Annotated in this window: 14 protein-coding genes; 11 read left to right on the top strand and 3 right to left on the bottom strand. The window is 61.8% G+C overall.

Going from position 1 to position 13,322, the window contains the following annotated elements; all coding sequences use genetic code 11:
* Window positions 1-68 precede the first annotated feature (68 nt).
* The 3 genes from AOT87_RS29240 to AOT87_RS07655 all read left to right on the top strand — a co-directional run bounded on the left by AOT87_RS29240 (window position 69) and on the right by AOT87_RS07655 (window position 2,292).
* Entirely contained in the window at window positions 69-902 is an 834-nt protein-coding gene (locus AOT87_RS29240) for a S1 family peptidase (protein WP_235624467.1), read from the top strand.
* Window positions 899-1,531 (top strand): hypothetical protein, encoded by a 633-nt coding sequence (locus AOT87_RS07660; protein ID WP_057969927.1) that lies wholly within the window; start codon window positions 899-901, stop codon window positions 1,529-1,531. Before AOT87_RS29240 ends, AOT87_RS07660 begins: the two co-directional genes overlap by 4 nt.
* Before the next feature lie 62 nt (window positions 1,532-1,593).
* Entirely contained in the window at window positions 1,594-2,292 is a 699-nt protein-coding gene (locus AOT87_RS07655; protein WP_052539044.1) for an exonuclease, read from the top strand.
* Window positions 2,293-2,439: 147 nt separating this feature from the next.
* Here the strand turns inward: AOT87_RS07655 and AOT87_RS07650 are convergent, their stop codons facing one another.
* Window positions 2,440-2,637, bottom strand: a complete 198-nt coding sequence (locus AOT87_RS07650; RefSeq protein ID WP_049233005.1) for a hypothetical protein — start codon at window positions 2,635-2,637, stop codon at window positions 2,440-2,442.
* 154 nt (window positions 2,638-2,791) lie between these two features.
* Window positions 2,792-4,498 (bottom strand): FtsK/SpoIIIE domain-containing protein, encoded by a 1,707-nt coding sequence (locus tag AOT87_RS07645; RefSeq protein WP_237085100.1) that lies wholly within the window; start codon window positions 4,496-4,498, stop codon window positions 2,792-2,794.
* Between the two features lie 751 nt (window positions 4,499-5,249).
* Here AOT87_RS07645 and AOT87_RS07640 point away from each other — a divergent pair.
* The 8 genes from AOT87_RS07640 to AOT87_RS07595 all read left to right on the top strand — a co-directional run bounded on the left by AOT87_RS07640 (window position 5,250) and on the right by AOT87_RS07595 (window position 11,748).
* A complete protein-coding gene (locus AOT87_RS07640) occupies window positions 5,250-6,071 on the top strand; it encodes an SPFH domain-containing protein (RefSeq protein ID WP_237085099.1) in 822 nt (273 codons plus the stop codon).
* Window positions 6,072-6,085: 14 nt separating this feature from the next.
* Window positions 6,086-6,406 (top strand): hypothetical protein, encoded by a 321-nt coding sequence (locus AOT87_RS07635; protein WP_131727301.1) that lies wholly within the window; start codon window positions 6,086-6,088, stop codon window positions 6,404-6,406.
* Window positions 6,403-7,134: a hypothetical protein gene (locus tag AOT87_RS07630; RefSeq protein ID WP_131727302.1), complete on the top strand. Its 732-nt coding sequence runs from the start codon at window positions 6,403-6,405 to the stop codon at window positions 7,132-7,134. The genes AOT87_RS07635 and AOT87_RS07630 overlap by 4 nt, the downstream gene beginning before the upstream one ends.
* 723 nt (window positions 7,135-7,857) lie before the next feature.
* Window positions 7,858-8,709 carry a hypothetical protein gene (locus AOT87_RS07620; protein ID WP_057969932.1) on the top strand — a complete coding sequence of 284 codons (852 nt, stop codon included), beginning with the start codon at window positions 7,858-7,860 and terminating at the stop codon, window positions 8,707-8,709.
* The gene (locus AOT87_RS07615; protein ID WP_057969933.1) at window positions 8,706-8,948 is read left to right on the top strand and encodes a hypothetical protein; all 243 of its coding nucleotides are present in this window, start codon (window positions 8,706-8,708) and stop codon (window positions 8,946-8,948) included. Before AOT87_RS07620 ends, AOT87_RS07615 begins: the two co-directional genes overlap by 4 nt.
* 112 nt (window positions 8,949-9,060) lie before the next feature.
* Window positions 9,061-9,774 carry a hypothetical protein gene (locus AOT87_RS07610; protein WP_057969934.1) on the top strand — a complete coding sequence of 238 codons (714 nt, stop codon included), beginning with the start codon at window positions 9,061-9,063 and terminating at the stop codon, window positions 9,772-9,774.
* Window positions 9,775-10,475: 701 nt separating this feature from the next.
* Window positions 10,476-10,763 carry a hypothetical protein gene (locus AOT87_RS07600; RefSeq protein WP_057970363.1) on the top strand — a complete coding sequence of 96 codons (288 nt, stop codon included), beginning with the start codon at window positions 10,476-10,478 and terminating at the stop codon, window positions 10,761-10,763.
* A 223-nt stretch (window positions 10,764-10,986) separates the two neighbouring features.
* Window positions 10,987-11,748 carry a hypothetical protein gene (locus AOT87_RS07595; protein ID WP_131727638.1) on the top strand — a complete coding sequence of 254 codons (762 nt, stop codon included), beginning with the start codon at window positions 10,987-10,989 and terminating at the stop codon, window positions 11,746-11,748.
* 45 nt (window positions 11,749-11,793) lie between these two features.
* Here AOT87_RS07595 and AOT87_RS07590 read toward each other — a convergent pair whose 3' ends face one another.
* Window positions 11,794-13,155: an ATP-binding protein gene (locus AOT87_RS07590; RefSeq protein ID WP_057969937.1), complete on the bottom strand. Its 1,362-nt coding sequence runs from the start codon at window positions 13,153-13,155 to the stop codon at window positions 11,794-11,796.
* Between the last annotated feature and the right edge of the window lie 167 nt (window positions 13,156-13,322).

The raw sequence follows: 13,322 nt of genomic DNA, 5'->3' as shown, positions 1-13,322 counted from the left end.
GAATCCAAAGCGGCATCTGTGTATTCTGCGCGCGTTGGAACGCAGAGATTCGCGAGCGAGGAGAGGCCATGAGATCTGCCAGCTCCCGGCGCGGGAGAAGGTGTGCCGCGCGCGCCGCAGGTTGGGCGGTCGCGCTCGTACTTGCAACGGCGACCAGCTGGGTCGCAGAGCCGACGGCCAATGCCGAACCGGCGCCCGGCAGTGATGCGTGGATATCGATCGCCGGTGTCCGCGGCTCACGGCCGCCGGTGGCATTCACTGCCGCCGCGTACCCACGACCCGGGGTGAGTTTGGTCCAGCAGTTCGATCCCACCCAGGTGTCTGAATGCACCATTTCATGGCCGATTGTCAGCACTCGCAGCGACATCGGGTACCTGACAGCCGGGCACTGCGATCGCAAAGAAGGTGCGCCCCTGTGGATGTACACCGACGCTGAAGGCGCTGGTCGCCTGAACCTCTCACCGCTGCAGAACGCCGAACGCGGAGTCGATGACGCCGGCCGCAGGTATGACGCGGCCCTGTTCTTCTTGTCTCCAGCACAACAAGAAGCGGCGTACGGAACCGTGATAAACGACGGGATACGGCTGCGTGGCGTGATGTCGGTCCCGTCGGCCAAGGCTCTTCCTGCGGGAACTCCGGTGTGCATGAATGGTTCTCGTTCAGGTCTGACATGCGGGCCGTTGATCGCTGCTGGAGACGATCAGCTCGAGTGGGGTGGTGCCGCAGTACAGGGGGACTCGGGTGCGCCGGTGTTCGTCGTCAACAGCAGCGGCGACGCACAGGCGATCGGCATGCTGCACGGCGGGCCGAGCGATACCGACAATTTCGCGACTTACCTGGCGCCGGTCTTGGAGCGGCTCAAGGTGCGGCTGATTGTCGACGACAAGAAGGGCATCTCGTGACGACAACGATCGAATCAGATGGTGTGACGAGTCACCAGCGACGGATCAGCGGGCAACGCCGAACGCAGCTGTTTGACACCGTCGAGCGCGCGGCGACAACCGCGCTGGTCGTGGCTGCGCTCACATCAGCAGATCCGGTGCGGTCCCAGACCTCGCGCCGGGTGTACCCCTTGATCCATTCCGCAGGTGACGGCGCTGGCTCACGGCGGCGTGCGGGGGCGTTGTCATCCCTGGTGGCTGACGTTCTGGCGGCGCAATCCGACGACACCGGCGCGGCGCCGGCACTGGCCCTCTCGATGGAAAGGTGGTTGTTGCACCCACATCCGAGTACGGCGACTGAACTGACGCGCACAGTGCGCCAATTCGTCGAAGGCTTCGACTCCCCGGATGCCGCCACGCTGGAACTTGCGTGGGTGGCCGGCGCTGGCCTCGACGATGCCCTGGTCAAGCTCCGCGAAGGAGGGCTGAACGGTGATGATGCACAACCACTGTTGAGCCTCATCGCTGCTGCCGTTGAGTTGACCGTGCCCATGGTCTGGGTAGCCCGAACCCTTGGCATGCCCCGGGACCAGATTTATCGCCGCACCCGCGGAATCGATCGCGATGCCTGGCGCGCACTTTTGCCGTAGCGGCTCGGCGTGTCGCTTACGGGCGCCTTGTGCCAGTGACGCTCTCGTGCAGGCTGTCTGCCATGTGTGGAAAACATGGCACCGCTGAACAAGGCACACCCGCTTTCGATCGGCTAGCTGTACTCGACATCGAGACAACCGGGCTTGACCCCGATTCCGATCTAATCCTCGAAGTCGGCATCGTGATCGTCGATGCAAGGTTGCACGAGATTGCGCACCTCTGTGTCTTGATCGCATCGCCGTCGAATGTGGCCTGGGCGAAACATACCTATGCGCAATGGGATAGATCAGCGCAGCTATCGGTGGCGCAGACCATGCACCTGAACAACTGGCTAATCCGTGACCTACACCGGCCGATGAGCTTCGCGCAAAGCCATGCAGACGGAACCCGAACGGTTGTCGCGGGATATCAGCAGGCGACGGCGCTGCTCTGTGCCTTCCTCGACGAGCAAGGGATCCTCGAACCTGTACCGCTAGTGGGCAGCTCCGTGAGGTCACTTGATGGGCCGTTCCTGGAGCGGTATATGCCGAAGCTGTTCTCTCGCTTCACGCATCGCACGATCGATGCCTCGGCACTCACTGAACTCGCACGGTTTATAGACCCACAGGGGTATGAGGCGTTGGCCGCGGCGACACCGGAGTCCGGTCATCGCACCGTGGAGGACTGTCGACGCTCCATCGGGATCATCCAGGCTTTCGCCCAGCGGTACGGAATCGGCTCCCTGTCCAGAGTTTCGGGGCAAGAAACACCTATCAGCTGACAAACACCTGATCTAGCACGGCGTCGGCTGTGCGGCCGAGTCTTTCGCCGAATTCAGTAGCGGCTATTGCGCGTGCCGTTACCGCATCCTCGGCCTCGACGTGAACAGTGTGTGCCGAGTCCGGGTGTATCGCCTTGAACTGCATTGCTATGCCACCTCCGTGATGGTGATTCCAGGGAGTAGGTCAGCCGCGTGGACAGCGGTGCCATCACCGCGGCGCCACAGAATTCCCGCGACATGCACAGCTGCCAGTGACCGCGCGACGTCGTGGCCGCTGAGCGTGCTGATGGTGGTCTCTTTCAGATCCGCTGGCAGATCCGGATGAGCGACGGTATATGTGGCCATGGCCGCACAGTCGCATCTCCAGGGCCCAAAACAGCTGTCCGGCGCGAGATTGCATGCAGGGCAACATCTGGGCTAGCTGACGCATAGCAGCCGAGCGGGAGTTAATGCTCCCGGTGTCAAATCCGAGGGGACCTGACACCGGGAGCGTCCTTCGTCAGCTAACGGCGAGATCGATCTTGAATGTGTGGATCAGTTCGTCGATGGCGCCGTTGACATCGTCAGTCGTGAGCAGCAGTAGATCCAAATCAGTCAGGGTCAACAATTCCGCGCCAGCGAGTCGACTCGCAGCACGATGTTGCGCGCGCTCACAGATGCTGGAAGCGAAGCGCCCGTTGCCGAGTACGTCGAGCATCGATGATCCACGACCGTTGAGCGTGGCGCGGAGCTTCGTAGCGGTCTCAAGGAACCTCTCACGTGCCCCGGCGTCGATTACTCGGCCGCTCTGTTCTGCATGCCGAACGAGAATTTCCCAAAGTTGTTCGGAATCTGCGGGGGCGAAACGAATCTGGTGCTGCAGACGAGTGCGGACACCGGGATTGTCGTTGAAGAACCGCTCGAGGGATGGTTCATCGCCGCTGAATATCACTACAAGTTCGCCTTTGTTGCCGTCCATGAAGTCCAGCAAGGCGCTCAAGGCGTCTGCGCCGAAGGGGTCTCCTCCAAATCCTCGCTGCTGTATGAGTTCATGCGCGTTCTCCAAGAGGATGACTCCGCCCCGCGCTTCTTCCAGGACTTTCCGTGTCTTTACTGCCGATTCACCCTCGACGGTGCCGACCAATGAAGACCGGTTCGCCTGCACGAAGCTATCCCTTGTGGTGACACCGCCCCGGAACAGCTCGTGTGAAAGTGCCTTTGCCGCCAGTGTTTTCCCTGTTCCCGACGGCCCGGTGAATGCGAAGTTCATGGCACGAGGGGAGCGCGGCATACCGCGCCGCACGAGCTCTGCCTCGATGCGTGCTGAGGCGATCAGGGCGCGGCTCTGATCCTTGAAATCGTCCAAGCCGATCAACGTGTCGAAACCCCAGCGGCGCTTCGGGAGTTGAACGATCTGATAGCTCGGGCGCGGCATGGATACCAAGACTCTGAGTAGTTCCTGTACATATTCAGCTGGCGAGGAGATCCAGAAGATCCGCAGTGACGTAAGGGCGTCAGCTCCGACAGCGGGGAGCGTGTGGAGGAGGGCAGATCCGATCGGCTGGCCGTGAAGAGTCGAGGCATCGGCGCCGAACAATGTCCGGCTGCGCGTTGGCGAGCCCGTAACCAGACTCAGGCTCGCAGTGACGTGCTGGCTTAGTTCGGAATCAAAATTACCTTGATCGATGAGCAGAACGTGTATGCCCAGTGACCGGCCGACCCTGAGCACGCGCAAGATGCGCTTTTCGAGCGACTCGGTATTGCGCACAACGGTACGTACTTCTTCGATCGCAACTAGAAGATCCGGCAACGGATCGGCGCTGCCGGCTTCCACCAGTTGGCGATACTCGCCTATGTCCTTTACTCCGTGTCTGGTGATTCGATCATCGCGGCGGGCGATCTCGGCATCCAACTGGTCCAACAGGGCCGTCAGACCTACTCGATCTGTTGATGAATCTGAGAGCCAGGCCGCGGTATGGGGCAGCTGTGCAAGTCGATCGAAATACGGGTGGTGCACACCGCCGCCGATGAGGACGAACTGTAGGCGGTCGGGGCTGTATAGGGCTGCAAGGCCGGTGAGCAAAACTTCGCTTGCAACCGACCTGCCGCTGCCGGTGCGTCCAGTGATCAACACGTGGGGGCCGTTGCCGCCCAGTTTGGCCTCGGCGAGATCTAGCCAGACCGGTTCTGGGGAATCGCTGAACTTGAAATTGTCATCGACGCTCATTCCGAGAGGAACTCGCAGGCTCTGTTCGGTGTCGGAATTGGCCCAGCGGGCTGCGAGTTCGTCGGCGGTTGGGGTGCCGCCGAGTGCGTTCAGCCAAGCCTCCGGGCCGGCCGGATCACCGCCACCGGCCTGGGAGGTTGCCGCCACCGATGGCGGCGGGCCTGCCGGCGTATCTGACGCTGCTGCGATCGGAACTAGGTCTTGATCTCGAACGATTTCGAGAGCCTGCTGATATTTGACTCCCGGGTGCGCTGCCATGTACTCGCGGGCGCTCTTCTTGAGGCGTGCTGAATCGACCATGAGAGATGTACCTCCTGCTTCACGCGGAAGTGGGCTACTGGCGCCGCGACCACCTGCCACATCCGCAGAGGACAGGGTTCATTCGGTGCCACGGCTCCTATGGGGGCTGACCGCCGGGATGACCGGGGTCGCGGCCCGGCCGTCACGGCTCCCGCCACGTGGCGCGGCGATTGACGGGCAAGCTACGGGCACAGATCCGGGGCCGACGAATGCGACACGACTGCGCGGCACGCCGAAGGAAAGCGAGTCATATCATGATTGACTTCTCTAAAACAGAGAATACGATCGGGTCGATACGTCGCGATGTACGCGGCGAAAACCGAAAGGGAGTTCTCTCGTGGGGACCACGATCTTCATCGCCATTCTGTTTCTAACCGCAATCGGCGCTTTCGCTGTAGCTGTCAAGTCGGGCCGACAGGCCAGGCTCGCAGAACGGAAGGGAGCCCAGAGCGTGTACGAGAAGAAAGCGGACACGAGCTTCTGGGCGTGGTGCGTGAGCGCCGTCGTCGGTTTTGTGGCGGTCCTGAGTCTGGTCTTGTCGAGCATCACGCTGGTAAGCACCAAGAACATCGGTGTGGTCACGACCTTCGGCCGGCCGAGTCAGTTCCTCGACAACGGACTGCATCTCACCGCGCCCTGGCAGGAAGTCACTGAACTGGATGGCGCGATCCAGACGGACAACCACATCGACGAAGGCGATAAGAAGACCGCCATTGACGCGCGATTGGGCAACAACTCGACCGCACGCGTCGACTCGACCGTGGTGTGGCGCCTGAAGCCGGAGGCAGCGCCCAGCCTGTTCCAGGATTACCGGGGCTTCGACGCGATTCGCGACAACCTCGTGACCCGTGAGTTCACTGCCGCGATCAACGATGTACTCGCCGGGTACAACCCACTGACTCAAGTCGGCGAGGGCGACGGAGCCATCAACGGCAAGCTGGCCACCATGGTGCTTGACAAGCTCAAGGCCAAGGTAGGCAACCGCATCGAGGTGATCGGCGTCAACATCCCAGTCATTCACTTCGATGACCGCACCCAGCTGTCGATCAACAACCTACAGACCGAAATCGCCAACACCAAGATCGCGCTGCAGCGGCAGAAGACCGCGGAGGCAGAGGCTGAAGCGAACCGCATCCTGTCCCAGTCGGTGAGTCACGACCCGAACGTCTTGGTGAGCAAGTGCCTGGATCTGGTGCGCGAGAAGGGCGGCAGCCCCGCCGGTTGCTGGCCGGGTAGTGCGGGCGCAGTCGTCGCGATTCCGGGGCAGAAGTGACTAGCCAGGTAGTCGTGAATGCTGACGCAGCTGCTGCTGATGATGACGACGAGTGGGCCGATGAGCAGATCGAGGCCGCGCGCGGCTGTCTCCGAGCAGCGACGATGTGTCCACAGATCTATAAATCTGAGAAAGACATCTCCGAGGATCAGCACCTTCCACCGGAAACAGATCCGATCAAGCTGCGTGTTCAGCACCTTCGCAGAAGTCGCGAGGAACTGACATCCGAGCACATTCGCGCTATAGCGGCACTACCCACTCAGAAAGACCGCGATCTAGTCCAACTCGGTCAACTCATGGCGAAGCATGTCGAGGCAGCGGAGGGAGGCCAGTGACGCGTCTGGGCAGATCTGACGCAGCTCCAAGTGTGGAGGCGCGCCGGCGGGCCGAAATGCTGTACGTCCGGTACGGCGAGCTCACACATGGCAATCCGGGGTTTGACTATCACCTCCATATGGATTCGGCCGATCCTGTCACCGCTGCATTGACTGGAGGATCGGATCGACTCGCCGATCTTGCTCGCCTGGTCTCCGACGACGAGGTCTTCCATGTGTGGCGCTTGAGGCTAGGCCACCCAAACTGGTGGATTGGTGGACGAGTCCGCGGTACGACTCCGCTGCTGGCACGGTTGATTTCAGAGTTGACGGGTCGCCACGACGACGGACTGCATCTGGGAAGCTCTGGGTACGTGGGCGCCCACTGGTTCAATCAATCGCTACGTGCGATCGCCCCACTGTCGTCTCCGGCGCGCGACCAACACGCTGTGGCGTTACGCCGCGAACTGATCGGCCGAAACATGTGCCTACACGGCATCGTGTTCATGAGCTTCGTCTCTGACCGGACGTTCAATCCAGCTGAGATGTTCCCGGAGGCTGAGCATGTTGAGCCCGTTGACAGTTGCGTCCTCGGAAATGCGACCTACTCGGTGCGCACGATTCACGGAGCACAGTGGTTCGAGGCATTCAACGTGATGGTCTCCGAACTAGATCCAATCACGTGGGCCGCCATCACAGAGGCCCTCAATGTCGAGCTGCGCGAAAGGGGAGCTGAACGTGAACGATGAACGGAAGCGTTCGATGTTAATCCGCGTTCTGACCACCGAACATTCTCGAGTGGTCGCGAAGTTGGTGGGTGTCACAGCCTTGGCCTGCATTGCGGTGTTCGCCATAGCGCCGGGACTGCGGCACTTCATCGACGGGGAACCGCCGAAACGTATCGAGTGGTCTGAGTTCAAATCAGCCGAGCAGCTGAACGATTTCATGTCGCGCCGGTCGGGTACGCGCGTGCGGCAGGGGACTGATTGGTGGTCCGTCGAAGTTACGCGGCCCGTCAGTGGATTCGGCGCTGACTCGGTCCCATGTACGCGAGTGCTTCGGACTGTTGCTGATGGGAAGACCATCCTCATTGACGGGGACTGGCGCTACAACAGCGACGGATTCCGTGTCTGCCGATACCCCGGTGACGGCCGCTGAGATGTCCGAACGAATGGTGCACACATGGCTGACATCGGGTGGAACGCGGACATCTGGGTGGGTGTCGCGGGGTGGTACTGCCGCGACTGCGGCGCCAAGGGCAGCGGGGGTAGACCGGAAGCAGAGTCCGCTGCGCGAGAACATGCCTGTGATCCCGATGTCGGGTGTGCGTGCCCACATGAAGAGCTGTGCAGGACAACCGAATGCACCCAGTGCTGCCGCTTCGACATCACACCGGAACCGATCGCTTGCCATAACCCAGCAGAGCCCTGGGCACTTAACACCGATCACCCAGTAGCGCAAGGAGATTAATTATGAGCGGTATCGACTTCACAACCCGGGACGGCAGCGCGTCCGTCCGAGGCGCCGAACGACCATATGGCGCTGCGCTGGCTGCGCGACTCACGGCGGCGGTTCTGGAACTGGACGGCCAGCACACGCAAGAGAGCAATCGTCGTATTTTGCCGGACATCTTCTTTCGGCAAGCAGAGTTCAACGCCCAAATGCACGGTCACGCAGCCTCATTAACCGAAACCTTCACCTATTGGGCGCCGATGGCCGGGATGATGTACGAGGACGGTTCGGCAGACATTCGTATCGGAGATAAGACCGAGCGCCCCGATGGGTTCGTCATCAACACCGCGGTGGTTGCAGGCAGCGACCCGATCGCACTTCTGACCCGAATTCACGCCTACTCAGAGGAGGGGCTGCTGGTCACGGGACCGGACCGATCCTGGCTCGCGGGAATCATTGACGCCGGACTGCAGGCACACATCCTGCGCGACAAGCCCGGGTGGGGGAGCGCCGCCGAACTGCTCCGGTCGGACAGTCGCAGCCCCGCGCTCATCACCACCAGTCAAGGCGTGTCCGTTTCCTGGCTGCAAGGCGCTGCAGCCGGCTTCTATGCCGACGGCCAAAGCGACCAAGAGCGTTGGGCCGCCGAAAAAGCCTTCGACGCCCTTTCAGGGGCAGAGCAGTGGGACCGCTCCATCAGCGCACTTCTGGAGGAGCGCCGGCCCGACGCGAGCTGGTGGCTCATGCTCGATCCGGAGACTTTTCATAAGCCGTCACATCTCGGGCTACTTACGGCCTTCGACGCGATCGAAGCCGACACTGCAGCCCAGAAGGCCGAGAAGGACCGGCGGGCTGAAGGAGTAGTGCAGTGACCGATCGGCTGCCCGCGCGGTGGGATTCGCAGCCGTTGGCGACGGCGCTGGAGGTGATGACCGCTTCTGGACCGGCAGAAGGCCGCTTGCGATTCGATTTCGGACAAGCCGGTTCGGTGGGACTGAGTCTGCACCTCAATCCGACCAAGCTCAGCCGAGGAGCCTCTGACGCACTTCTTGCTCAGATCGCGCAGCTGTCGCTTTTGGCGGCCAAGTCGACGCAGCAGGTCATCGGATAGCTCCGATGTGTAAGCCCAACGGGTGCGCGTGGTGCTCATCTCGATAGGTGATGACACGGGGGCACGCCCTTCTCCGTTGAAATTCTCTAAAACAGAGAATAGAGTGAGACGTATGAGTACTGCTGTCGTCACTCACCAGGGGCGCCGATTCACGGTGGAAACCTATGTCGACCCCTACCCGGGCAAGGCGGCGACAGATCGCATCTGCTGGACCGAGGCATGTGGCCGGTGCGGCGGTAGCGGAATCTTCACCTGGTGGACCAGCACCGGCCAGGCGGGTGGAACCTGCTTCGGCTGCGACGGAGCCGGACGCGTGTCGCGCAGTCGTGCTGTGTCGATGTTCCGTCGCGATGCACGCCTGGAGGCGCTGTTCCGTGAGCACGGACAGCAGCTGGCCGACGAAGCAGCGGCGGCTGCACAGGCGGCTGAAACCACGCGACGTGCCGCCGAATTCGACTGGGCGTGGGAGGCGGCGCATGCCGAGCAGGAGCGTCGCGCCGGCCTGAACAACACTCCGGCCGGAACAGAAGGGGAGCGCCTACGCGATCTGGAGGCCTCGGTGACTGTCTCGGCCGGCTTCGAACGCACCGGTTACACCGGCCATACCGAGTACGTGAAGATCGTTGTGTTCACGCTGGAGACCGGTCAGGTACTCATGTGCAAGGGAACCGCCGGCTGCCTGTACGACGTCGGTCGCGGCGATCGTGTGAAGCTCACCGGAACAGTATGCGGAACCGGCATGTACCGCGGCCAGTTGCAGACCGTGTTGCAGCGGCCGAAGATCACGGTGATTGAGCGCGGCGACGCGGGAGATGCGGGCCGTTGAAAGGAAATCCTGAAGACGCTGTGATCGCCGAGATCAACGCGCTGGAAGCCAACGATTTGATCGACAGTCAGCTAGCCGCGGGCGAGACTAGGCCGGGGCGTGTACCGGCATGCCGATGTGGTGCGCCCTGGCACGGCCTGCCCCGCGGAGGCTGCCCTGGAAGCCACGCGGTAGGGGAACGCGAACCATCGGAGGAACCCGCCGGAGAGATTTACATCGACGAGCACTACGAGTTGCGCGCGAGTCACGGCCCGATGCAGGTTATTCCGAGCACCTTTGCGGCGGGCCCACCCGTGGACGATCCTGAGTCGGCTATGCGCCAATTCATTGATGACGTGCACCGAATGGCCGAGGAGATGGCTAGCCGCGCCGGCGCGTCGGATCCGATGGTGATCATCAGTAGGTACGACTCTCCCATGGATCAGGTCTTGGCTGTGGGTGATGGCCATGCTTCACGCCAAAGGTTTTCGGTCGACGCAGAGACCACGCCACCAGAAGATCAACAACATCGCGGGTCGTGGCTCGCCCGGATGCGGAGACTGCTTCATCCGCGTTAGCGCGAGGCTCCGCCACGCCGAAAGTCGATGACGCACACGTGCGTGGAGTTCCATGCTGAGCTTGATGCATGCGAAATCAAAATAGTTCTGGTCCTCCGACGGCTGCCCGTCGCGGAACTGCCGCCGAGTGATCCTTCTCGTGACATGACCGAATTTATGCGCGTCGACTGGGGTCAAGCCATGTCCGTTGCGCTCGATTCGCTCACCACGGGGCGCCCCACAACCGCGGATGTTCCGCGCGCTGTCGAGTCATTCTGGCGCCACCCGATCAAGATCGTCCGCAACCCCGGCGAGCCGGCGCAGCTGCGCAATGGCCACCATCGTGTCGAAGCGATGCGCAGGCAGGGGGTCCCCGAAGCTATCGCGCGGGAAGAGCGCCCGAAGCGGGCGAGCTCAAACAGGTCGGGGTGGGCTAGTGCCATGGGGACGTGACAGTCATTCCCGGCGCTCAGTTTTCGTGTCGCTGACTTGTCGTCTGCTTCGGGTGGCCGATCCTTCACCAAATCGAGCAGACTCCCGGAAGGCAATAGTGATGGATCCAGCGACGGTGCGATTGATGCAAAGGGCTCGAAGTTTCGAGACCACAACTGAGCGAGCCGTGAGGGATCATCTGCATCCGCAGGTGCGGGGTCTGGTTCCCAAGGGACAGCGTGCAATGACTCTGATGCGGTTGTGGGCGCAACCCGAAGTGCAGGTTCGTCTACACCATTCAGGTAAGACGGCGGATGGAATATCGAGAGCACGGCCCCATGCCTGGCGGCTGATGTGGATCTCGCTAGCTGCCATGTTGATGGCTCAGGTGGTGGTGGGGCTAGGTGCTCACACTGATGTTGAGGCTGGAATAGCCGTCTTGCTCTTGTTCTTCTTGGCTCCCACTTTTGGTGCCTGCGTGTTCCGGATCATGTCGATCCCGAATGAAGTTCGGAACACATGGCCCTCGCTTGCGCATACAGCCTGGGAACTTGCGGAGCCGCTCGAATGCGAAGGGATTGAACAGTGGAACGAAATACTCACACGCACAGCCGAATATATCGAGCTTCGTGAGCAGGTGTTCGAATTCCGATCGATCTTTTGGTTTCAGGACGAACTGAGTCCTGAAGCTGAGCAGGTGCGTTTCCACTTGCGGTGTGCGGCCCTGTCGATGCGACAAGGATATGCCGCATCGCTCGCGGCGCGGACTGCGGAAGAAGGTGGAGACGGCGCGCTGGCCGTAGTTCCAAGGCTCCGTGCGGATCTGGCCTGGTCGGATTTCGAACAGCATATGCACCAGGCTGATGAGGCAATGGAGGCGCTGCGCCCGCTTGCGCTAGCAGCGACCGTTCAAGAACAGATGTCGCCGCTACGTTTACCTGCTCCTGAGCTAGCGTCTTCGCGACGGGCGATCACGCGAGCGAAGAGAATTCGGCCAGCTGCGTGAATCCGCCCACAGGCGCCCGATACGGCGCCTGTGGGCGCTCCCAGGTCAGTACCCCTGGTACTTGTCGGCTTGCGTGTACGCGCACAGCGGTTGCGGCCTCGATACACCGGTCAAGCGGCGAACCAGCAGCATCTTTCCAGAACCGTCCCATCCCGATGGCGGAAGCTGAGCCGCATCATCGCCCATGACCTTTACCGCGTCGTCGTGGGTTGGCTTGGAGGTCAGCAGCACCGTCGAGCACAAGTCGAGCCACCGAGACGGGAATCTCTCATCGTTATCCAGCGTCAGGGTGATCAGCACCAGGTGGAGACCGAGTTCGCGCCCAATGGACAGCAGCTCTGTAACCAGGGTGTGTAGCTCCTCGCGTTGTGCCGCATCGAAGTAAGCCCACAGTGCGTCGTCGAGCGCCAAGAGCTCGGGCTTGTGGAGTTTCGGATTGGCACGGCGTATCTCTATCTCTGCGTGAATTCCCCTGATTTGGTCGAGAACCGCGTCCGGATCTTTCCGCGAATTAAGGTGTCTGGCACCCCACCAGTTAGTGGCTAGCGCGTCCCGGACCAACCCTCGAACCAACATCGATTTACCGCGGCCTGCGCCGCCGAATACCAGCAAGTGGCCATCCGCGGCGGGGCTGTAGGTGACTGGCTCACCGGTAGCACCCACCCCGAGTGGAAACGCCGCGCGCTCGCGCGCACTAGGGGGAGCGGTGGGTAACGGATGCGGTGAAGGTGGCGAGAGAAGTTTCATCTCGCGTTCCAACTGGACCGCGATGCTGATGTGGGTTTCGTTGGTCTGCTCGGGGTGGTTGTGATTCCCGCGGCAGGTGTCCGGGTCGCCGAGCGCGTCAACGAAGAAGTGGTTGGGCTTCGACGGGTCGTATTCGGCCGCGGTTGACTTCGTTGTTGCAATGGAGGGCGCCTGCATCTGGCCGTTGCCGACATAGAGTCCGTGGCCACCGCCCAGGACTGTGACGATGTCGCCCGGCTTCGCCTCGGCTGGAGAAACAGGGGCGAGTGACCCAGACACGTCTTCAACGTTCCGAAAGAATGCTGCGCCGGCGGGGACCGGTATGCAGTGGCGATTGAACTCGCGTTGCCTGGTGGCCCAATCTCCCAAAGGATCTGGCAGCGGCCGCGGCGCAGGTTGAGGTACCGTGCCCAGAGTTTCAGCACCGAAGACATCCCGATGCGGGATCGCGGCTTGCGTGAACTCGTCCAGTACGAACCGGACGGGGCCATCACCGTCGGTGTCGTTCGGTAGGAACCGCAACGGCTTGGCACCGAACACGCTTTCCGGAGCATCGATAACGGCACGAGCGAAAACACGGGCGTTGTGCAGCGTGAAATCCAGCCGGGCACGCATGAGCGCCTTGGCCAGCATTTCGGTGCGATTGGTGGCAGATGCCATGAGAGGAGACCTCCCTTTCCGTCGAGCGGTGCGTCCCCGGCCCGCGCCCGCCACGAAAAGGGGAGAGCAACGCAGAACGCGACCTTCACGAGGTTCTTCGGCCCTTGCGGATTCTCGTCAGCCGCCGCCGGGGAGCGGAGCTGGTCGAGAGTCCAGGCGCGGGAGCA

Origin of the sequence: Mycobacteroides sp. H003 (genome assembly GCF_001440135.1) — a bacterium.
Taxonomy (GTDB): domain Bacteria; phylum Actinomycetota; class Actinomycetes; order Mycobacteriales; family Mycobacteriaceae; genus Mycobacterium; species Mycobacterium gwanakae.
Note: the sequence above shows the minus strand (reverse complement) of the source record. Positions and strands in the feature narration are given on the sequence as shown.

Excerpts from the sequence above, each read along its gene's own strand:
- AOT87_RS29240 (WP_235624467.1), top strand. The coding sequence starts at position 69 with ATGAGATCTGCCAGCTCCCGGCGCGGGAGAAGGTGTGCCGCGCGCGCC.
- AOT87_RS07655 (WP_052539044.1), top strand. The coding sequence starts at position 1,594 with ATGTGTGGAAAACATGGCACCGCTGAACAAGGCACACCCGCTTTCGAT.
- AOT87_RS07650 (WP_049233005.1), bottom strand. The coding sequence starts at position 2,637 with ATGGCCACATATACCGTCGCTCATCCGGATCTGCCAGCGGATCTGAAA.
- AOT87_RS07645 (WP_237085100.1), bottom strand. The coding sequence starts at position 4,498 with ATGAGCGTCGATGACAATTTCAAGTTCAGCGATTCCCCAGAACCGGTC.
- AOT87_RS07620 (WP_057969932.1), top strand. The coding sequence starts at position 7,858 with ATGAGCGGTATCGACTTCACAACCCGGGACGGCAGCGCGTCCGTCCGA.
- AOT87_RS07610 (WP_057969934.1), top strand. The coding sequence starts at position 9,061 with ATGAGTACTGCTGTCGTCACTCACCAGGGGCGCCGATTCACGGTGGAA.
- AOT87_RS07600 (WP_057970363.1), top strand. The coding sequence starts at position 10,476 with ATGACCGAATTTATGCGCGTCGACTGGGGTCAAGCCATGTCCGTTGCG.
- AOT87_RS07595 (WP_131727638.1), top strand. The coding sequence starts at position 10,987 with ATGACTCTGATGCGGTTGTGGGCGCAACCCGAAGTGCAGGTTCGTCTA.
- AOT87_RS07590 (WP_057969937.1), bottom strand. The coding sequence starts at position 13,155 with ATGGCATCTGCCACCAATCGCACCGAAATGCTGGCCAAGGCGCTCATG.